The sequence below is a fragment of the Bacteroides sp. 519 genome (genome assembly GCF_010500955.1).
Classification (GTDB): Bacteria; Bacteroidota; Bacteroidia; order Bacteroidales; family Bacteroidaceae; genus Bacteroides.
Map to the genome: position 1 here is coordinate 82,115 of NZ_QVMJ01000021.1, position 21,215 is coordinate 103,329.

Consider the following 21,215-nt stretch of genomic DNA (forward strand, 5'->3'; position numbering starts at 1 on the left):
TGAGAATTTGGAACACAGAGACACAGAGGCACAGAGGCGACAACGTGCCACCTGCGAAGTTTTAATTAAAAACTCTGTGCCTCTGTGTTCTAATTAATAGTTATAACTAATAACATAATATAGAATGAGCAACAACAAATTTAAAGTAATCATCGTAGAGGATGTTAAATTAGAACTGAAAGGAACAGAAGAAATCTTTCGTCATGAAATACCCGATGCCGAAGTTATTGGCACCGCTATGACAGAGAAAGAGTTCTGGGACCTGATTGAAGTTCAAATCCCCGATATGGTATTACTTGATCTGGGGCTTGGCGGATCAACAACTATAGGTGTTGAGATTTGCAGAAACATCCGTAAAAAGTACAAAGATGTGCGGGTGCTGATTTTTACAGGTGAAATACTAAACGAAAAACTATGGGTTGATGTACTCGATGCCGGAGCAGATGGAATTATTTTAAAAACAGGAGAGCTACTCACCAAAACAGATGTTCAGGCTGTGATGGATGGAAAGAAACTTGTATTTAACTATCCAATCCTTGAAAAGATAGTTGAACGGTTTAAGAAGTCGGTCGAGAATGATTCCAAACGTCAGGAAGCTGTTATCAGTTATGATATTGATGAGTATGATGAACGTTTTCTTCGTCACCTGGCATTAGGATATACCAAAGAAATGATAGCCAACCTTAAAGGAATGCCTTTTGGGGTAAAATCACTCGAAAAGCGTCAGAACGATTTAATCAGTCGTCTTTTTCAGAGTGGCGAGAGGGTTGGTGTTAATGCTACCCGCCTTGTAGTTAGGGCTTTAGAATTACGTATTATCGATTTGGACAACCTGGAACCGGATGAAGAGTAAGTGGCGAATGCTTCACCCTGCCACCATGTTCTTTCTGCTCACGGTGGTAGTTATTTTTCTCTCGTGGATATTCGATGTCTATGGGCTAAGTGTTATACATCCACAAACCGGGCAACTAATAATTGTTCAAAACCTGTTGAGTCCGGAAGGTATTCGTTGGTTGCTTAAAAACGTTGTGACAAACTTTACCGGTTTTGCTCCTCTGGGCATGGTTATTATTACTATGTTCGGAATAGGGGTAGCGCAACACTCTGGGTTTATAGCTGCCTGTATCCGTGCATGCTCCAAAAAGATACAACATAAGAAGAGTGTTATATCAGGTGTTATTTTCACCGGTTTATTAAGTAATATAGTAGGCGATGCCGGGTATATTATTTTGCTTCCTATTGCAGCAACGTTGTTTTATTCGGCCGGTATGCATCCCATTGGGGGCATAATAACCGCTTTTGTTTCTGTAGCCTGCGGATATAGTGCCAATATAATAATCAGTACACTTGATTCCATGTTATCCCGTACCACTCAGGAGGCTATTGTATCTTCGGGCATAAACGCAGATACTATCGGACCACTGTCTAATTACTATTTCATGTTTGCTGCTACCTTTTTTATTGCAATAATCATATATGTTATAACTATCCGGAAGTTAATGCCGGCATTAGGCGAGTTTAAAGGTGTTGTTCGTTTCGAAGGATATAAACCTATCTCTAAAAGAGAACGGCGGGCACTCATAGTAGCATTGATTGTTGGAGCAATTTACATGCTCATAGTGCTGTGGGCTACTTTTTCATCATGGGGTATGTTGCGTGGCGTAACCGGCGGATTAGTTCGCTCGCCATTCATAGTTGGTATATTATTCATTCTTTCTCTGTGTTTTGGAATCATGGGGATGGTTTATGGATTTATTTCGGGGAGGTACCGTACTGATACTGATGTTGTAGATGGTTTGGTACAGCCCATGCAATTACTGGGTGTTTATTTGGTAATAACATTTTTTGCTTCGCAAATGCTTGCTTGTTTTGAGTACTCCCAGTTAAACAAGTGTATTGCCATAATGGGTGCAAACCTAATAGCTGCTGTCGAATTAAATAGAATAAGTACATTGGTGTTATTTGTTCTTTTTGTTGCTGTAATTAACCTGATCATGACTTCGGCAACAGCAAAATGGACATTCATGGCTTTTATTTTTGTTCCTTTCTTTGCCAAAATGGGCATCTCACCAGATTTTACTCAATGTGCTTTTCGTATAGGTGATAGTGCAACAAACGGAATAACTCCTTTCTTGCTGTATATGCCATTGGTGCTTACATATATGCAACAATACTCGGAAAGTTCTACCTATGGTACCTTAGTTAAATATACATGGAGATATTCCGTGACGATATTGTTATTCTGGACTATCTTATTAGTTATCTGGTATTTAGCTGGCTTCCCTCTGGGGCTCTAATAGATAATGTTATATTATGGAATAAAAAAATAGTAAAAAGTATTTTGAGTTTTCATAAAAAGAACTACCTTTGCACCGCAATTAAGGCTGGTTCCGTAGCTCAGCTGGATAGAGCAACGCCCTTCTAAGGCGTGGGTCAAGCGTTCGAATCGCTTCGGAATCACAAAAAGGCAATCCATGAGGGTTGCCTTTTTTGTTGTATTGTGCTAAAAAAGCCCCACCTTTATGGCAGGGCTGTACCTATGCGGCTCACCATAGGATTTTTATACCAGAAAGCAGTCTTAACTTAAAGACAATGAGCCTAGCTTATTACTAATATCTTTGATGGCAAAGCGCAATGTTTCTAATTCATTTTCGGTAAAGTAAACTGTTTTTCCGTGCACTTTGTTACCATTCATTCTTTGACTTAACCATGCTTTTGTTTTATGAAAATAGTTTTTTGCGATATACGAGAATGAAACAATCTCGGATATCGTTTTTAGCTCTTTTATTATTTCGGCCTGTTTCTTTAGTTTTTCTATGTCGGCTTTCGCTTCGGAAAGTCCTTTGTTAATAAATTCGGATATAACTTGTTTATCCTCTGACGAAGTGTATTTGCTGGCTATTAAATCAAGCTGTTTGTTGAAGTTAGCTCGGTTAATATCGTCTGTTAGCCCTATGTACTTTTTAAGTTCCTGTAAGTCGTTATCTATCTCTTTCATATCGTTAAATGGTTTAATCCCCGAAGGGCTTTGGTTAATCAATTGTTTCCAATTCTTTCAGAAGTTTTGAAAGGTCTTCTAGCATCAGATTAATTTGCCTATCCTTTTCTTCAGTGGTTGCCCCAATAACATCGGCTAACCTTGAATAATCAGAGATGTTTGTTTTGACCTTTTCAATCTCTTTCAGAATTTCTTCTTTGCTCATAATTCAAAGTTTTAAGTTAATACTCTTATTATCTTTCTGGTATTACAAAGATAGATAAACTTTTGTTTATCTGCAAATAAGTGTATTTGTTTTAAGAAGCAAGCTGTAAGCCCGTTCGATCTCCAGAGTTTTAGCCGGCTTTAACCTAAGCTTAGCTATGCAAAAGGTATTCACTTTTTTGTGAATATTATAAATAAACACTATTTTTGTAGTATTAAACACAGTTAGCAATGGTAGTAACTTTTGAGGAAGAATATTTGCAGGAATTATACGAATTCGGGGTGTGTAGCAGTAAAAAGCATCGGTTTCAGCCTGGCGTTATAAAGGCTTATGTAAAGTGTATCTCTCGACTGCTAGAGGCTCAAAAGGTTGAAGACTTATATCGGTATCAATCTCTGCGTTACGAAGTCCTCAAAGGTGATAAACTCGGAATTTCCTCTATCCGGGTAAACGATCAGTACCGTATAGAATTTATTGTAAGAAGCGAAGACTCCGATCCTGTTATCACTGTGTGTAATATATTAGAATTGTCAAACCACTATAAATAAAAGCTATGATTAAGATTAAAGGGGTTGATCCCAAAATGATAGCAAACAACCTTACTCCATTTGAGCCTACACATCCGGGTGAAATACTAAAGGATGAAATAGATTATAGAGGCATTACGCAGCGTGAACTTGCATCTAAGATAGGCATATCTTACACTCAACTCAATGAAATATTGAACTGTAAGCGCCCAATAAACACAGAGGTTGCATTGATGGTAGAAGCTGCATTAGGGCTTGATCCTGAAGCATTAATAAATATGCAAACACGCTATAATATGCAGATGGCTCGGAAAGATACTACTTTATCGCAGAAACTCGAAAAGATTCGAAGCCTTTGCGCATCGCTTCTATGAGGAGAAAATTGAAGAACGCCCGTACATGTCAAGTTATGTACGGGCGTTCTTTAATAATACCAATCCAATTTACATAAGAATACTAGCCAATTCACTTAGTTGGCTTCTCTCTCCTTTGACAAGATTTACATGAGCAAACAGATTTTGTTCCTTCATGCGGTCTATCATATAAACAAGACCATTCGACTCGCTGTCCAGGTAGGGCTGGTCAATTTGTTGAATATCACCAGTGAATACCATTTTAGTGCCTTCGCCTGCGCGGGTGATAATTGTTTTTATTTCGTGAGGAGTAAGATTCTGCGCCTCATCGATAATACAATATGTTTCGCTTAAACTCCTACCTCTTATAAATGCAAGAGCTTCAATAACAAGTTGGTTGCTTTTTTGCAACTCATCAATTTTCTTTATTTCGGTTGAACTAGGTGCAAACTGGTTTTTAATAACATTCAGGTTGTCAAACAAAGGTTGCATATATGGTGCTACCTTTTCGTTTGCATCGCCGGGAAGGAAACCAATGTCTTTGTTAGACAAAGCTACAATAGGGCGGGCCAGAAGTACCTGTTTGTAATCATTCAGATTGGTCAAAGCAGCTGCTAATGCCAATAATGTTTTTCCTGTTCCTGCTTTTCCGGTAATAGCAACAAGTTTAATATCCGGATCGTTAAGCACTTCGAAAGCAAAACTCTGTTCAGCATTGCGGGGCTCGATACCGTAATTCTTGCTTTTACGTACCCGGTGAACAGTATGTGTAAACGGATTATAGCGTGCAAGCACACTGTTACGATCGCTTTTTAAAATAAAACATTCGTTAGGACGAAGCACATTTTGAAGTCCGAGTTCTTTGGCATCAACACCCTCTCTCGATGAATATATTTCGTCAATCAGTTCGGCAGTAACATCGTAGCTTTCGTTCGACTTTTCAAATATATCCGCATTAATAACTTTGTCGTTGATATAATCTTCACAAATCAAGCCTAACGAACGGGCTTTCATCCGTAGATTAATATCTTTGGTTACCAGAATGGTTTTGGTATTCGGATTTTTCTTTTCAAGGTAATCAACAACAGCAAGTATCTGATGATCCGGCTTCCGTTCGGGAAACGAGGCTTCTACCTTTTCCGATTTAATATCGCCCGGAACAACAAAAAGGTTACCTAAACCTTCTCCAAGTGATACTCCTTCGTTGAATAGTCCGTCGGACGAAACCAAATCAAGCTCACGGATAAATTCGCGTGTATTGAAGTTTATCTGCTCGTTGCCCTTCTTGAATTTGTCGAGTTCCTCGAATATAACAATTGGCAGATAAATATCGTTTTCCTGAAAGTTTTTTAAACAGTTGTAATCGTGTAGAATTACATTGGTATCGAGAACGAAATTCTTTTTATTTCCCATGGTTATTAAAATTAAGAATTAAGAATTAGAAATTAGGAATTGAATAAAGATTGTTTTATTACTTTTGCCAATATAAAGAATAAACCAATACCAAACAAGTAGAAAAATAATTTTCAATTCGCAATTTTCAATTTTTAATTTATGAAGATGAATTATACCGAAACGCTTGAATATCTATATACACGAATGCCGATGTTTCAACAGGTTGGCAGTAAGGCATATAAAGAAGGACTGGAAAATACTCATGCTCTTGATACCTATTTCGGGCATCCGCATACAAAATATAAAACTATTCATATTGCCGGCACCAACGGTAAAGGAACCACATCGCACACATTGGCTGCCATATTGCAGCAAGCCGGGTATAAAGTAGGGTTGTACACCTCTCCACATCTGGTCGATTTCAGGGAACGGATACGTATAAACGGAGAAATGATTTCCGAAAAATATGTTATTGAGTTTGTGCATAATCATCGTGCTTTCTTCGAACCGTTATATCCTTCTTTTTTCGAAATAACCACAGCTATGGCTTTTCTTTATTTTGCCGAGAAGCAGGTAGATGTAGCAGTAATCGAAGTTGGTTTGGGGGGAAGGTTGGATTGTACCAATATCATCAACCCCGATCTATCTGTAATAACCAACATTAGTTTTGACCATACATCATTGTTGGGAGGTACTTTAGAAAAGATTGCAGCCGAAAAAGCCGGAATAATAAAACCGCATACCCCGGTTGTAATTGGAGAAACAGTTGCCGAAACTCGTGCTGTTTTTCAGGAGAAAGCAACAGAGGTGAATGCTCCTATTGTTTTTGCTGAAGATGAAAAGTTATTGACCAATGCAAAAATAGAACCGGACGGAACCTGGTTTTACGAAACAGCGTACGGGCATTTTCATGGAGAACTCCGGGGATTGTATCAGGTAAAGAATACAAATACTATAATATCGGCTGTCCATCAATTAATTAATATAGGATACGATATAACAGTTGTTGATGTAATGCATGGCTTTGAATATGTTACCGAACTAACTGGTTTGTTGGGGCGGTGGCAGATTATGCAATTGCATCCGCTGGTAATTTGTGATACTGCCCATAATGTTGCCGGTATGAAATATATTGCTGAACAACTAAAAATGTTGAAGTATCGTGAATTACATATTGTAATCGGAATGGTGAATGATAAGGATGTATCCGGGGTAATCTCTTTGCTTCCACAAAATGCTCATTACTATTTTACACGGGCAAGCGTAGAACGTGCATTGCCCGAAAATGAGTTGAAAGAGATAGCCGGAAGCTATGGACTGCATGGTGATGCTTATCCGGATGTAGTATCGGCTTTGAAGGAAGCACAAAAGAAAAGCCTCCCCGAAGATGTTATCTTTGTAGGAGGCAGTAACTTTATTGTTGCGGATATGTTATCTCACAGCAATACATTCAATTTCCACTAAAGCTTGTTTAGGTAACTCCTTTACAGCAAAAGCCGAGCGGGCAGGAAAATCACCTATAAAATAAGAAGCATATACTTTATTCATATCAGCAAAGTGGGCCATATCGCTTAAATACACTGTTGTTTTTACAACATTATCCATGGTAAGCCCTGCTTCATCAAGAATATGTTTCATGTTTTCAAGTGATTGGCGTGCCTGTGCTTCGGCGCCTTCTGGCATTTCTCCGGTTTCGGCATTGATGGGCAATTGTCCGGAAACAAAAATAAGTCCGTTTGCTTCTATTGCCTGGCTGTATGGGCCAATTGCTCCCGGTGCTTTTGAACTATTAATTACTTTCTTCATTGTTTGATATTTAAGTTTAATATAGAGTTTAAAATAAAAACACAGAGACACAGAAACACTGAGCTTTTCCTTGTGCTGAACACAGAGTTATTGTATGACAAATTCTTTGAACAGATTCTTATATTGAGTTTTTGTACGACAAAAGCGAAGCCTCTGTGTTCAGCACAAGGAAAAGCTCCGTGTTTCTGTGCCTCTGTGTTTTTATTCAATTCAGGCTAAAACAATTTTCGAAGATAATAAATCATTTTAAAAGAAAAAAGTTCAGCTTCGTGCAGTATTTTTAAAAACCTTGCATTTACTAAATAAGAACAAAAGATACAGACTAGCTTTAACCCAATTGAAAAACCTGAAATTAACTATGTCGGAGATAAAATAAGCCATTAGTATTTATCTATCTCCATCAGAAGAGATAGCCCGTGAGGGTATATCTCTTCTTTTGAATTATAAACCCTGTTACTTAAACACCTGTTTCATAGACCGTCCTACCCACACTTGTGGTTGTTCAAAATTGAATATTGTAGCTATAGTCGAGGCAACATCAAATTGCATCATGCTTTCTTCAAACTCACCAAGCTGTTTTATATTCTTTCCGGCAATAATAAAGGGTGTTTCCATTTCCTCCATGGTTTTGCCACCATGTCCTTTATTAATACCACCATGATCGGAAGTGACAATGAAAATAGTTTCGTCCATCATGCCTGCATCATCTACTGCCTGAATAATCCGGCCTACATAGCCATCTAATTCGGTTAACTTATTGTAATATTCAGGTGTATCGTGTCCGTCGGCATGACCCACATGGTCGGGATTATCATAAATAATAGCTACCAGATTAGGTTTCTTTTCGGTAATGTATTTTACAGACATGTCGGCCAGTAAAGTAGGATTCTCGCTATAATCCGGTGCAATAGCGTGGTAATTGAGTGAAAGAGTATCTACCACATATTTTATTCCGTTCCACTCGTACAAACAACCAATTTCGGCATGTGGTTGAGCATCTCGCAATAGCTGAAACATGGTTGGGAATATGTTGTTTTTATAAATCACCCGTGATGGAAGTTCAGGCGTTTGCGAACCCCAATCGGTATAGCCATGTAGTTCAGGACATGCTCCCATAAACATCGAAGCCCAGTTAACTGCACTCGACGAAGGTAATACACTTCGCTTTTGCAAAGTATAGCTTCCCTGACTCATTAGTTTTTTAACATTAGGCATATCAGCTTTGGCAACGCTGTACGATCCCCAGCCATCCAGTCCGATTAATACTACGTGTTTGGCTTTAGCTTCCGGCTTCTGTTCTGTCGGTTTGTTAGTAGAGCACGAGATGATAAGTGCAGCTACCATTCCTAGTAATAAAGTTTTTTTCATAAAAGATAGATAATTGATTTATAAATAAAGGCCCATAATGTAATCGTTCATATAATACCCGTTTCCAATATCAAAATCTCCTTCGCGGAGTTTTTTCATTCCCATTCGTTCATAAAATTGCAGTGCTTTGTTGTTGCGGTTTACGTTTAGTTCCATTAAACACGGTCCGGGATGAATTTCTTTAATATACTTAATAGCATGTTCAAACAGCAATTTGCCTATGCTATGTCCTTGAAATGTAGGCAAAACATATATTTTTTGTAAATGAAATAAGTTCTCTTCCTGCTGTTCTACCGATACATATCCACAAGGTTCACCATCCAGTTTACTGATGAAATACACATGTCCGCTCTCAGTCATTTGCTTACATATATTCTCAGGCGAATACATCCAGTTAAACATGTAATCTAGTTGTTTCGGCGAAAGTATTTCGCAATATGTAGCAGGAAAAACCTGTGCGGCAAGTTCATTAATAAGTGAACAGTCGTTTATTGTAGCTTTTTGTATAGTTATCATTTTATCCATTTTTTGATTAAATAAGTTCTATAACAACAGTGCAAAGATAACATCAACTAACCGATTTTACCCAATCTTTGTTGGAATAATTTTATCGGAGATACATATTTGTATCTCTACCTAAAGTATGGGTTAGGCAAAAGTTGGAAAAACGAGGGCTTTGGTTCAAATCAGAACCAAAAATGCAGTTCATTTGCACCTCAAATGCAGTTCATTTACACCTCAAATGCAGTTCATTTAGCATGCAAATGCAGTTCATTTAGGGTGCAAATGCAGTTCATTTGTAACACTAGTCTTTCAGGTATTCCATTTTGGTTCAATTCAGATTGGAATTGAAACCTTTTGTAGGAATGGGTACGCAGATGAACATCAATTGCACAAAAAATATCCGCAGGGAAAATAGTTCAACAAAGATTGGGTAGAATCAGTTGGTTGGTGTTATCTTTGTACAAAGAAAAACGTTCAACTAAATGGATATTCGAACAGAAAACGTAATACGTTATATGATGCCCTTGCGTGAGGGAGGCTCCTTACCTGCTCTTGCCGAGGCCGATGATGGATTTAAATATGTGTTGAAATTCAGAGGCGCCGGACATGGAACGAAAGCCCTGATTTCGGAATTTGTGGGTGGTGAGATTGCCCGCTTACTCGGCTTAAAAGTACCCGAAATAGTGTTTCTACATTTGGATGAGGCCTTTGGCCGAACAGAAGCCGACGAAGAAATACAGGATTTACTGCAATGGAGTAGGGGACTTAACCTCGGTTTACACTTCCTGTCGGGTGCGTTGACATTCGATCCGGTTGTAAATTCTGTAGACGAGGATACTGCTTCGTATGTGGTTTGGTTGGATTCTTTGTTGATGAATATTGACCGTACTGTAAAAAATACAAACCTGTTGATGTGGCACAAAGAATTGTGGCTCATTGATCAGGGAGCTTCTTTGTATTTTCATTATACTTGGACTAACTGGGAAAAACAATCCATCAGTGCTTTTCCTCAGGTAAAAGATCATGTGTTGTTGCCTTGGGCTACTCAATTAGATAAGATTGATACTATCTGCAAGCAAAAACTATCTATGGATAAAATCATTGATATAATCAATACCATCCCTAACGACTGGTTAGAGTGGGAAGGAAACGATGATACCATTGAAGAAAAAAGAAATGTATATATTGAATTCTTTAAAAGAAGAATTGCCCATTCGGATATATTTGTAAAAGAAGCACAAAATGCAAGAAAAACATCTGTATGAATATGCTGTGATTCGTGTGTTGCCCAAAGTGGAACGCGAAGAGTTTATTAATGTAGGAGTCATTCTTTTTTCGAAAAGAAGCAAATATCTGCGGAGCAAATTTCTGGTGAATGAAAATAAACTAAAGCTTTTTTCTACCGAACTGGATATTGAATCGCTACGCAAACAACTGGAAACTTTTGATAAAATATGTGCAGGGAGTTTTAAAAGAGAACCAATTGCCTCTATGGATGTTGCCGAAAGATTTCGTTGGCTTACGGCGGTAAGAAGTGCTTCAATACAAACATCACGTCCACATCCGGGCTTGGCTGATGACTTGGATGCTACTTTCAACAAATTGTTTCAGGAGTTGGTTATCTAAACCATAATTGTTCTCTGTGATTGAGTGTGCGAATTATTTTAATATAACCAATAAACTTTCTATTCGGAAAGCTGTTACTTATTAAAGAACTATCGTTTAATTAAAATAATAAGTATTATGGCTTTACATTTAGTCGATTCTGAAAATAGCGAAAGCATTTTCGATCTTTATGCGCAATCTGCCGCTACGCGAGAGATTCCAAAATATAAAATGTGTGAGAACTCTAACGATCCGGAGTTGGTAAAAGACCTGTTGCTGGACGAGTTATTGTTGGATGGAAATGCAAAACAAAATCTGGCTACGTTTTGCCAGACCGATGTGGATAAAGAAATTCATGAGTTGATGGATAAGAGCATCGACAAAAACATGATTGATAAAGATGAATATCCACAGACAGCCGAAATAGAAAACAGGTGTGTACATATATTGGCCGACTTATGGCATTCTCCTAAAAGTGCAGAAACTATAGGGTGCTCAACAACCGGATCGAGTGAAGCTGCTATGTTAGGTGGCTTGGCTTTGAAATGGAAGTGGCGCCAGAAAATGCAGAAAGCAGGAAAACCAACCGACAAGCCAAACATTATAACAGGTCCTGTTCAAATTTGCTGGCATAAATTCGCCAGGTACTTTGATGTGGAAATCCGTGAAGTACCTATGGAACATAACCGTTTATTGATGACACCAGAAGAGGTGTTAAAACGAGTAGACGAAAACACAATAGGGGTTGTACCTACATTCGGGGTAACTTTTACTTTAGAGTATGAAGATGTGAAAGCCATCAGTGAGGCTTTGGATCTTTTGGAAAAAAAAACCGGATTAGACATTCCTATCCACGTAGATGCTGCCAGTGGCGGATTTATAGCTCCGTTTATTCAGGAAAAAATTGTTTGGGATTTCCGTTTGCCACGTGTCAAGTCCATTAATGCATCAGGGCATAAATACGGTTTGTCGCCTCTGGGTGTGGGTTGGGTTGTATGGCGCGAGAAACAAGATCTTCCCGAAGAACTGATTTTCCGTGTAAATTACCTGGGTGGAGACATGCCTACATTTGCATTAAACTTCTCTCGTCCCGGTGGACAAATCATTGCTCAGTATTATAATCTAGTGCGTCATGGTAAAGATGGGTACAGGCGTATTCAGCAGGCTTGTCTGGATCATGGAATCTACATTGCCGAAGAAGTGAAAAAACTGGGTATATTCGATTTGCTTTATGATGGTAAATCGGCATTGCCGGGAGCCGCATGGATGCTAAAGAAAGGTGTTAATCCGGGCTTCAACTTGTATGATTTATCAGATAAAATGCGTGCACGCGGTTGGCAGATAGCATCGTACTCTTTGCCCGCTAATTGTCAGGATATGGTTATTCAGCGTGTATTGATCCGTCATGGATTCAGTCGCGATATGGCCGATCTATTCCTCGAAGACCTGAAGCGTAGTATTGCGTTCTTCCATAAAAATCCGGTAACGCATGGTTCTTCTCAGGAAGATGCAGGAGGATTCCATCATGGTTAATATGCCAATGTGCCAATGTGCCAATGTGAATAATATGCCAATGTGAATAATGTGCCAATAATATGCCAATGTGCTAATAAGAATGCGCAGCTAATTAGCACATTATTCACATTGGCACATTAGCACATTACTCAAAAACAGCAAACATTTTATCAAAGTTAATGGTGACTTTATTGTGCAATCGTATAAAGTCGGCCCCTAGAGAACCATCATATTGATCAATGTTAAGTCCATCGTTGGTGAAAACATCTATTTGGGGAAGTGTAACATTGTTACCTCCAACTTGAATAGGGAAGTTGTTTAAAGTATATGTATTGATGTATTTCACTCCACCGAATCCACCAATTCCTCCACCTTTTTTAAGTTTACCGTTTGCTTCAATTTCTTCCTCGTGTTCCACAAAATATTTAGAAGATAATCCGATATTGCTACCAGTATCAAAATGCAATAATAATCTTTCTTCGTTAGAAAAAGCTTCAATGTAGGGCTGTCCTCCTTTTAGCATCATATTTGATCCGGTAGAAGGCAATGCAGATTGGCGTAGTGGGAATACAATTTCTTTTTTCTGAGGATATATCTGGCATTCGGCCATAGCTTTTATGAAAACCGAACCCAAAACAGCATCAAGTTGCAATGTATCAACAGGTAACAGATTGTCGCCGGGAGCTATTATAAAGGCCACATTCTTATAAACGATCTCACCAATCCGCATTCTTTCAGCCTTTCCCAGTTTTACAACTCCATTGGTTATACCATAAACAACTACCGAATCATTAATAATTTTGATGTTGTTTTCGCGTGCAAATTTCTCGGTTACCATATTGGTAGAATATCCTTCGCAACCGGTATCAAAGAGAAACGGAACGTCTTTGCCGTTCAGATTTGCATTTACATACATAGCATGTTGCAGAAAATCTTTATGTTCAATAATAGGAATTGTGCAGTTTTTGGCTGGTCGTTCTATTTCCGGTTTCATTAAATCGCCCAATGCAACCAAAGCACATTGAGATAAAAATATAGTTCTGGTATTTTCGTCAAGCCCGTCAAATGAATCAGTTTGGTTTACATAGTTTATCAACATATCTGCTGCCGAAAGATACTTTCCTTGATATCTTAAGTTCTCGGCTATCAGTGCAACACAAGTAGTTATACCATTTAATCCCAAACTTTCTTGGTGGTTGGTAATCAATGTACTTAATTTCTTTATAGCCTCATCGGGTTTATTAAAAGCGGTGCTGATAAATGCTTCGGCCATGAGTTTAACTGTAGGATTTTTTATATTCCCTTTTTCCTCCTGGTATCTTTGTTTTAACTGTAGGTAATCACCGTTATTTATCCAGAAAGTAATTTCGTCATCAGCAGTTTGCGAAAATACATTTCCGCTAATGATTAATAATAAAATTAATAGTAGATTCTTTATTTTCATATCATTTGTATAATAATGGCGTCAAAGGTAATGAAAATGCAGTTAAATATCTTTTTATTCCTGATGAATAGCTGACGGATAAAATTATAATTTTAATTTTGCAGCATATTTTAACAGCACTCAATGTAACTTTATAAATATACTATAGTATGGAATGGAATAATACCATAATCGAGAATTTACAATGGTCGGATACCATTATAAATCTTGAAGGTAAGCAACGGGTAGCCCGGGAAATTGCTGCAAAAATGAAAGATGGAGATGTAATTGGGGTAGGATCGGGGTCGACCGTATATGTGGCAGTATGTGCCATGGCCGAACGAATTAAAAAAGAAAACCTTCGCATTCAGGTTATTCCTGCATCACTTGAACTGTCAATGACCTGTGTACAACTGGGTATTCCACAAACAACTCTCTGGGATAAAAAGCCCGACTGGACTTTTGATGGTGCCGATGAAGTAGACCCTGACATGAGTTTAATTAAAGGAAGGGGAGGTGCCATGTTTAAAGAAAAACTATTGATTGCAAATAGCCAGGAAACCTATATAATAGTAGATGATTCAAAGTTTGTTGATCGCTTAGGTTCTAAATTCCCAGTTCCAATAGAAGTATTTCCCAATGCATTATTGTATGTTGAAGAACGTGTAAAATCTTTAGGTGCAGTAAAGGTTGAAATGCGTATGGCGAAAGGCAAAGATGGCCCCATCTTAACCGAAAATGGAAACTTTGTTTTGGATGCCTGGTTCGATTCTATTGATAAAGGAATGGAAAAAGAAATCAAACAAATAACCGGGGTTATTGAAAGCGGATTATTTATAGGGTATAATATAAAAGTGCTTTCTATTTAGAGTTTTGAGTAATGAGTAATGAGTTTTGAGTAACGATGTCGCATGGTAACTCATTACTCATTACTCAAAACTCATAACTCAATACTCTTTTTGTCAGTTTTTAAACCTCAAATGTATTATTTTCCCCCTTCTTTTAAATCATTCAGTATATGTTTGTAACCAAACATAAATACCACAAGAAAATGATTAGAAGAGTAATTGTATTTTTTATACTTGCTTTAATGATAGGCAAGTTATGTGCAGTAAACAAAGAGTCGGTTTATACCATGCGGCCCAATGATGCCGGAGCCGTATACTTTACCTCGGATAATTATCCGATAACTGCCGATGGTAAAACCGATGTTTCCCAACATTTACAAGAAGCAATAAACAAATTAAAGCTGGAACAAAATTTTGGAATAATCTTCATTCCCGAAGGAACATACAAAATAACCCGTACTATTTATATTCCTGCTGCAATCCGATTAATAGGTTATGGACAAAAGCGTCCAATGTTTGTGTTGGCTAAGAACTCTCCGGGATATCAACAGCCGGTAGAGAACGATAAAGGCAAAGCCAAATATATGTTCTGGTTTACAGGCGGAGTAGTAAAGGATGAAAATAATGTAAACGATGCAAACGCAGGAACTTTTTACAGCGCCATGTCAAACATCGATCTGAAGATAGAAGACGGAAACCCTCATGCAGTTGCTTTGCGTACACATTTTGCCCAACACAGCTTTGTTAGCTATATGAATGTGTATATTGGTAAAGGAAAAGCAGGCCTTTACGATGTAGGCAACGAAATGGAAAACATGGCCTTCTATGGTGGAGAATATGGCATTTATACAACTAAAGCCTCTCCGGGATGGCCTATGATGATGGTCGATACTTATTTTGAAGGGCAACGCAAAGCAGCTATTCAAAGTCAGGAAGGCGGACTTACCATAGTAAATATGCAAGTAAAGAATGTTCCTACTGTAATTGATATAGAACCCAATTACCACGAAAAACTGTTTATAGAAAACTCAAGGTTCGAGAATGTTAGCGGACCGGCAATTATTATCAGTAACGAACATAACTCTAACAACCAGATATCACTAAGAAACATTGAATGCAGCAAAGTTCCCTTGCTCACTAAATATAGAAGAATCTCACCCCGTTTATCTGATTAAAAACTATGATCATGGTTTGCAAATGCAGGATATGGTTTCGGAAGCTGTATACAAAACAGATTTGAATATTGAGCCTATAAAAAAGCTATCCCCAGTTTTAATAAATGATCTGCCGTTAATTCCTTCAATGACTTCGTGGGTTAATATAAAAGATCTGGGAGCGAAAGGCGACGGAGAAACAGACGATACAAAAGTATTTCAGGAAGCTATTGATAAATATCCTGTAATCTATGTACCACAAGGTTGGTATCGTTTTACCGAAACAGTAAAAATGAAACCCGAAACCAAACTGATTGGTTTGCATCCTTTTGCCACTCAATTTATATTGAAAGAAAGCACACCTGCATTTAGTGGATTTGGTTCTCCCAAGCCATTACTGGAATCTTCCGAGGGGGGAAACAATCTATTAAATGGTATAGGAATCAATACTGGTGCCTATAATTACCGCGCTGTAGGTTGTAAGTGGATGGCAAATGCCAAGTCTTATTTCAATGATGTAAAATTTGTGGGTGGTCATGGTACCATGCGTAAAGGTCCTTATACCCCTTGGAGAGGTTATGGACAATCCAAGATAAGTTCTCCATCCGATCCGGTACTTCTAACAGGGAAAGACAAGGCATGGGATACTCAATACTGGAGTTTGTGGGTAACTAACAACGGCGGCGGTACATTTAAAGATATATGGACTGCAAGTTCATACAATACAAATGGAATCTATGTAAGTAATACTTCAACTCCGGGACGCATCTATGCTATGTCTATCGAGCACCATGTTCGTAATGAAGCACATTTCAGAAATGTTTCTAACTGGAAGGCTTATGCTTTTCAATTGGAGGAAGAAGACAGGGAAAGCCAAGACTGTCAGCCAGTTGAATTGCAGAACTATAGTAATATGCTTTTTGCCAATTTGTATATGTTCCGTACCATTCGGTTAGCTACTCCGGCACCTTACTCTGTGCGTGTATGGAATTGTAAGGATATTGAGTTTTTGAATCTTCATAACTACAGTCAGATAAAATATACTACCGATTTACCAGTTTATGATATTAATAAAAACATAGAAGTACGCCCTTGGGAGTTGCAGCGTTTGGTAATAAGTGGAAATGAACCGAAGCAAGAATGCGGTGAAAGCATAAACGGAAAAGTCAGAAAGCTGGTATCCGGCTTTGAATTTGCCGAAGGTATTGCCCGTGATAGCAAAGGAAATATATATTTCTGTGAACACAGAATGCGACGTATCTATAAATGGGATGTATCGAAAGAACAAATATCGCTTATAGCAGATTTCCCTTGGAAACCATTGTCGTTAGCGTTCGATACAAAAGACAATCTATTGGTTGTTTTCCGTTATGACTCTCAGCCGGGATATATGGTTAATGGTGAGCAGGAAAGAATATCTGGCTTACCCGATGCCGGAGGTACGTCATTCAGCGGTTGGGGGAACTCCGGTTTTGCATCCTGGGTGTATACCATTGATCCGGCTAACCCGGATGAGTCGATCAGATTATTACCCAAAAAGAAAATGGGAGAGATAAAGAATGTACATAAGGCCCTTTACCCTTCAAACAGGTGGAGAGACTTTCATGATTTCAATACAGTGGCAGTGTACTATCCGGAATACTGTTTTGTTGCACCGGATGGAGTAACAATAATTCCCGAACATTATGATCTGGCACGTTCATCGGGTGTACTGGAAGCCTATCCCGGAAAACCGTTCTATGCATCGGATGAGTATGATAAGAGAATGGTAAAAATGGATGTTGCTCCGGATGGTGGCTTATCCAATCTAACTTATTTTGTAGAGAGAGGCGAGTTTGGCTCGGCCGTAGATAACAATGGTAACTTGTATGTAGCCGATGGCCAGATTTATATATATAATAAGGAGGGCAAACAAACTGGTATAATCGAAGTTCCTGAACGGCCTTCTACTATTCAGTTTGGAGGAAGCGATGGTAAAACACTGTTTATTACCGGACGGACAGGATTGTATTCGGTGAATCTTGAGTGATGAGTAATGAGTAATGAGTTTCCATGCGGCATCGTTAACTCATTACTCATTACTCAAAACTCATTACTCAAAACTCAACATACCACTTGTATGCTCTCGCAATCCCCTCTTCCAACTCAATTTTATGCTTCCATCCCAAAGCATGTAACTTTGAGGGATCTGTTAGTTTACGAAGAGTTCCATCCGGTTTATCGCTATTAAAGCGAATCTCTCCCTGATAACCAACTGTACTTTGTATTAAAGCAGAAAGATCTTTGATGGTGATTTCTTTTCCGGTGCCGATATTAATATGGCAATTTCGTATTTCTTTTCCAGTACCTTTCAGATTATTGAAATCAACCTGCTCCATGATATAAACGCAGGCATCGGCCATATCTTCGCTCCACAGAAACTCTCTTAACGGTTTTCCTGTTCCCCACAGTTCAACACAGTTTGCTGATATGCCATACTTATTTAATGTGGTAGTAATTTCGTTTATATTATTGCTTCCGGTAATTCCTTCTACCGGACGTTTATTTAAGTCTTGCTTTATAGCTTCCCAATCATTATTCATTAGGCATTTAGCAAGATATATTTTCCGGATCATTGCAGGTAACACATGACTTTTCTCCAGATCGAAGTTGTCATTGGGGCCATATAAATTGGTTGGCATTACTGCAATGTAGTTTGTACCATATTGAAGATTAAAGCTTTCGCACATTTTTAAACCAGCTATCTTGGCTATGGCATAAGGCTCATTGGTGTACTCTAATGGAGCAGTGAGCAATTCATCTTCCTTGATAGGCTGCTTGGCATCTCTGGGATAAATACATGTGCTTCCTAAAAACAAAAGCTTTTTTATGTTGTGTTTGAAACTCTCTCCAATTACATTTTGCTGAATTTGAAGATTGTTATAAATAAAATCGGCCCGGTAAGTATTGTTAGCCATAATACCACCCACATAAGCAGCTGCAAGAAATACGTATTCCGGTTGCTCTTTGTCGAAAAACTCTCTAACAGCAACCGCATCCATTAAATCGAGTTCGCTGTGAGTTTTACCAATTAAGTTAGTGTACCCCTTTTGTTCAAGGCTTCTCCAAATAGCAGACCCTACCAGTCCGCGGTGTCCTGCTATGTATATCTTTGCTTGTTTATCCATGTTTTGTAACTGTTTTTAAATCATTCTCTATCATAATACGAACTAATTCCTCGAAACTTGTTTGATGAGGATTCCATCCTAAAAGTTTCTCGGCTTTTGCCGGATTTCCTAAAAGCTGTTCTACTTCTGCAGGACGGAAATATTTAGGATCAACCTCAACCAATACTTTACCAGTCTTTTTATCAATACCTTTTTCGTTTAAGCCTTCACCTTCCCAGGTTAATTCAATGCCAACTTCTTTGAAGGCTAATTCACAAAACTCACGAACGGTATGTTCTTTGCCTGTAGCAATCACAAAATCTTCCGGAGTATCGTGTTGCAGCATCATCCACATACATTCAATATAGTCTTTGGCATATCCCCAGTCGCGACGGGCATCCAGGTTACCAAGGTATAGTTTATCTTGTAGCTTATGATAGATGCGGGCAACTGCCAGTGTAATTTTGCGACTCACAAAAGTTTCACCTCTGCGTTCGCTTTCGTGGTTGAATAATATTCCGTTTACTGCAAACATGCCATAGCTTTCGCGATAATTCTTAGTGATCCAGAATCCGTATAATTTGGCTACACCGTAGGGCGAACGTGGATAGAAAGGAGTGTTTTCATCCTGTGGAATCTGTTGTACCTTACCATAAAGCTCGGAAGTAGAGGCTTGGTATATTCTTACTTTCTTCTCTAATCCCAGAATGCGTACAGCCTCTAATAGTCGTAAGGTACCTATGGCATCAGCTTCGGCTGTATATTCGGGTACATCAAAGCTTACCTTTACATGGCTTTGGGCTGCCAGATTATATACCTCATCCGGTTGAATTTGTTGGATGATGCGAACCAACGAACTGCTGTCTGTCATATCGCCATAATGTAGTTCGATGGTACGCTGTTGTTTCATATCACGTACCCACTCATCAAAATAAAGATGTTCTATTCGTCCAGTATTAAAAGAAGATGAACGGCGGATAATGCCATGTACCTCATATCCTTTTTTTAAAAGAAACTCAGCAAGAAAAGAACCATCTTGTCCGGTAATACCGGTTATTAGTGCTTTTTTCATTGTTTGTTCTGTTTTTTTTAGAACACAGAGACACAGAGGCACAGAGTTTTAAGATACGAGGCTAATTTAAAAACTCTGTGCCTCCGTGTCTCTGTGTTCTAAATAATTATTCTTTATTCGTTATTTTGTCAACAACAAGTGCTATAGCACCATCTCCTGTAACGTTACATGCTGTACCAAAGCTATCCATTGCAATGTAAAGTGCAATCATAAGTGCTTGTGCCGATTCGTCGAACCCTAAAACAGAGTGCAGAACCCCTAATGCAGCCATAATTGCACCTCCCGGTACTCCCGGAGCGGCAACCATGGTAACTCCCAGAAGAAGAATAAATCCGGCAAACATTGGGAAATTGTAAGGCATTCCCTGCATAATCATTAACGCCAAAGCACACGCTACAATTTTCAGTGTACTACCAGATAAATGTATTGTTGCGCACAAAGGTATAACAAAACCGGCTATTTTAGGCGAAACCCCATTCTTTATTGCTTGTTCTAAAGTAACCGGAATGGTTGCAGCCGATGATTGTGTGCCTAATGCAGTGAAATAAGCAGGCAGCATTCTGGCTAAAAGTTTAAACGGATTTTGTTTAACAACTAAACCGGCTATACAATATTGCAGTATCAATAAGAAAACATGTATAGCAAATATAACCCCAATGATCTTGATAAATACAATTAAAATAGAATATACCTCTCCCGAATGAGTCATATTAAGAAAAATGCCGAAGATATAAAGAGGTAATATGGGAATAATAACCGAGTGAATAACCTTAATTATAATATCCTGAAAGTCTCTGGCTACATCCTTCAGTGAATTACTGTTTAAATGAGCCAATCCTAATCCTAAGGTAAAAGCAAGAATTAATGCTGTCATCACATCCATTAAAGGAGGTATTTTGATGGTGAAGAAAGAAGTGAGTCCATCAGCTTTAGCTATTTCATCGAACGAAGAACTACCGGCTTCAATCATGGAAGGAAAAAGAGATGCACCTGTAAAATAGGAAAGGAAACCGGCAAAAACAGTCGAGCCATAAGCTATCAGCACAGTGATAAGTAATAATTTGCCTGCTTTGTTACCTATATCGGCTATGGCAATTGTAACTAATCCAACAATTATTAATGGTATTGTAAAACCAAGAAACTCACTGAATATTGAATTAAAGGTAATAAATGTTCGAACCAGGATTGACGGAAGGAAATTTCCTAAGAGAATGCCCAAAGCAATAGCAATAATTATTCTGGGCAATAAGCCGATGCGTATCTTTTTCATATTATTAAATTTATGTGCGACACAAA

Annotated in this window: 21 protein-coding genes and 1 tRNA gene; 12 read left to right on the forward strand and 10 right to left on the reverse strand. The window is 38.4% G+C overall.

Annotated features, from left to right (window positions below):
* Positions 1-124: 124 nt before the first annotated feature.
* The 3 genes from D0T85_RS16020 to D0T85_RS16030 all read left to right on the forward strand — a co-directional run bounded on the left by D0T85_RS16020 (position 125) and on the right by D0T85_RS16030 (position 2,460).
* The gene (locus D0T85_RS16020) at positions 125-853 is read left to right on the forward strand and encodes a DUF5932 domain-containing protein (RefSeq protein ID WP_163214538.1); all 729 of its coding nucleotides are present in this window, start codon (positions 125-127) and stop codon (positions 851-853) included.
* A complete protein-coding gene (locus tag D0T85_RS16025; protein ID WP_163214539.1) occupies positions 843-2,297 on the forward strand; it encodes an AbgT family transporter in 1,455 nt (484 codons plus the stop codon). Before D0T85_RS16020 ends, D0T85_RS16025 begins: the two co-directional genes overlap by 11 nt.
* An 89-nt stretch (positions 2,298-2,386) precedes the next feature.
* Positions 2,387-2,460 (forward strand) — tRNA-Arg (locus D0T85_RS16030).
* 118 nt (positions 2,461-2,578) lie between these two features.
* Here the strand turns inward: D0T85_RS16030 and D0T85_RS16035 are convergent.
* Both D0T85_RS16035 and D0T85_RS22545 read right to left on the reverse strand, forming a co-directional pair.
* Positions 2,579-2,998, reverse strand: coding sequence for a DUF5053 domain-containing protein (locus D0T85_RS16035; RefSeq protein WP_163214540.1), 420 nt, complete (start codon positions 2,996-2,998; stop codon positions 2,579-2,581).
* A gap of 34 nt (positions 2,999-3,032) precedes the next feature.
* Positions 3,033-3,203, reverse strand: a complete 171-nt coding sequence (locus D0T85_RS22545) for a hypothetical protein (protein WP_203558504.1) — start codon at positions 3,201-3,203, stop codon at positions 3,033-3,035.
* A 230-nt stretch (positions 3,204-3,433) separates the two neighbouring features.
* On the opposite strand from D0T85_RS22545, the gene D0T85_RS16040 reads away from it, so the two are divergent.
* Both D0T85_RS16040 and D0T85_RS16045 read left to right on the forward strand, forming a co-directional pair.
* Complete coding sequence (locus tag D0T85_RS16040; RefSeq protein WP_163214541.1) at positions 3,434-3,751, forward strand: type II toxin-antitoxin system RelE/ParE family toxin; 318 nt, start codon at positions 3,434-3,436, stop codon at positions 3,749-3,751.
* A 5-nt stretch (positions 3,752-3,756) separates the two neighbouring features.
* Positions 3,757-4,104, forward strand: a complete 348-nt coding sequence (locus tag D0T85_RS16045; RefSeq protein ID WP_163214542.1) for a HigA family addiction module antitoxin — start codon at positions 3,757-3,759, stop codon at positions 4,102-4,104.
* Between the two features lie 69 nt (positions 4,105-4,173).
* Here the strand turns inward: D0T85_RS16045 and D0T85_RS16050 are convergent, their stop codons facing one another.
* Complete coding sequence (locus tag D0T85_RS16050; RefSeq protein WP_163214543.1) at positions 4,174-5,496, reverse strand: PhoH family protein; 1,323 nt, start codon at positions 5,494-5,496, stop codon at positions 4,174-4,176.
* Positions 5,497-5,643: 147 nt separating this feature from the next.
* Between D0T85_RS16050 and D0T85_RS16055 the strand changes: the two genes are divergently transcribed.
* Positions 5,644-6,942 (forward strand): folylpolyglutamate synthase/dihydrofolate synthase family protein, encoded by a 1,299-nt coding sequence (locus D0T85_RS16055; protein ID WP_163214624.1) that lies wholly within the window; start codon positions 5,644-5,646, stop codon positions 6,940-6,942.
* Here the strand turns inward: D0T85_RS16055 and D0T85_RS16060 are convergent.
* The 3 genes from D0T85_RS16060 to D0T85_RS16070 form a co-directional block, all read right to left on the reverse strand.
* Positions 6,910-7,284 carry a RidA family protein gene (locus D0T85_RS16060; RefSeq protein WP_163214544.1) on the reverse strand — a complete coding sequence of 125 codons (375 nt, stop codon included), beginning with the start codon at positions 7,282-7,284 and terminating at the stop codon, positions 6,910-6,912. The genes D0T85_RS16055 and D0T85_RS16060 overlap by 33 nt on opposite strands.
* A gap of 453 nt (positions 7,285-7,737) precedes the next feature.
* Entirely contained in the window at positions 7,738-8,652 is a 915-nt protein-coding gene (locus tag D0T85_RS16065; RefSeq protein ID WP_163214545.1) for an alkaline phosphatase, read from the reverse strand.
* An 18-nt stretch (positions 8,653-8,670) separates the two neighbouring features.
* Positions 8,671-9,168 carry a GNAT family N-acetyltransferase gene (locus tag D0T85_RS16070; protein WP_163214546.1) on the reverse strand — a complete coding sequence of 166 codons (498 nt, stop codon included), beginning with the start codon at positions 9,166-9,168 and terminating at the stop codon, positions 8,671-8,673.
* A 470-nt stretch (positions 9,169-9,638) separates the two neighbouring features.
* Between D0T85_RS16070 and D0T85_RS16075 the strand changes: the two genes are divergently transcribed.
* The 3 genes from D0T85_RS16075 to D0T85_RS16085 all read left to right on the forward strand — a co-directional run bounded on the left by D0T85_RS16075 (position 9,639) and on the right by D0T85_RS16085 (position 12,294).
* Positions 9,639-10,421, forward strand: coding sequence for a HipA family kinase (locus tag D0T85_RS16075; protein WP_163214547.1), 783 nt, complete (start codon positions 9,639-9,641; stop codon positions 10,419-10,421).
* On the forward strand, positions 10,399-10,782 hold the full coding sequence (locus D0T85_RS16080; RefSeq protein WP_163214548.1) for a DUF3037 domain-containing protein: 384 nt from the start codon (positions 10,399-10,401) through the stop codon (positions 10,780-10,782). Before D0T85_RS16075 ends, D0T85_RS16080 begins: the two co-directional genes overlap by 23 nt.
* Before the next feature lie 117 nt (positions 10,783-10,899).
* Positions 10,900-12,294 (forward strand): glutamate decarboxylase, encoded by a 1,395-nt coding sequence (locus tag D0T85_RS16085; protein WP_163214549.1) that lies wholly within the window; start codon positions 10,900-10,902, stop codon positions 12,292-12,294.
* A gap of 127 nt (positions 12,295-12,421) precedes the next feature.
* On the opposite strand, the gene D0T85_RS16090 is transcribed toward D0T85_RS16085, so the two are convergent.
* Positions 12,422-13,720, reverse strand: coding sequence for a retropepsin-like aspartic protease (locus D0T85_RS16090; protein ID WP_163214550.1), 1,299 nt, complete (start codon positions 13,718-13,720; stop codon positions 12,422-12,424).
* 149 nt (positions 13,721-13,869) lie between these two features.
* Between D0T85_RS16090 and rpiA the strand changes: the two genes are divergently transcribed.
* The 3 genes from rpiA to D0T85_RS16100 all read left to right on the forward strand — a co-directional run bounded on the left by rpiA (position 13,870) and on the right by D0T85_RS16100 (position 17,730).
* Positions 13,870-14,568, forward strand: coding sequence for a ribose 5-phosphate isomerase A (gene rpiA / locus D0T85_RS16095; protein WP_163214551.1), 699 nt, complete (start codon positions 13,870-13,872; stop codon positions 14,566-14,568).
* A gap of 182 nt (positions 14,569-14,750) precedes the next feature.
* Positions 14,751-15,722, forward strand: a complete 972-nt coding sequence (locus D0T85_RS22845; protein WP_239060748.1) for a glycoside hydrolase family 55 protein — start codon at positions 14,751-14,753, stop codon at positions 15,720-15,722.
* Entirely contained in the window at positions 15,658-17,730 is a 2,073-nt protein-coding gene (locus tag D0T85_RS16100) for an SMP-30/gluconolactonase/LRE family protein (protein WP_239060749.1), read from the forward strand. Before D0T85_RS22845 ends, D0T85_RS16100 begins: the two co-directional genes overlap by 65 nt.
* Positions 17,731-17,797: 67 nt before the next feature.
* Here D0T85_RS16100 and D0T85_RS16105 read toward each other — a convergent pair whose 3' ends face one another.
* From D0T85_RS16105 to D0T85_RS16115, 3 genes are all read right to left on the reverse strand, one after another.
* Complete coding sequence (locus D0T85_RS16105; protein WP_163214552.1) at positions 17,798-18,868, reverse strand: GDP-L-fucose synthase; 1,071 nt, start codon at positions 18,866-18,868, stop codon at positions 17,798-17,800.
* Positions 18,861-19,919, reverse strand: a complete 1,059-nt coding sequence (gene gmd, locus D0T85_RS16110) for a GDP-mannose 4,6-dehydratase (protein WP_163214553.1) — start codon at positions 19,917-19,919, stop codon at positions 18,861-18,863. Before gmd ends, D0T85_RS16105 begins: the two co-directional genes overlap by 8 nt.
* Positions 19,920-20,025: 106 nt before the next feature.
* Complete coding sequence (locus tag D0T85_RS16115; protein WP_163214554.1) at positions 20,026-21,189, reverse strand: dicarboxylate/amino acid:cation symporter; 1,164 nt, start codon at positions 21,187-21,189, stop codon at positions 20,026-20,028.
* Positions 21,190-21,215: the final 26 nt, after the last annotated feature.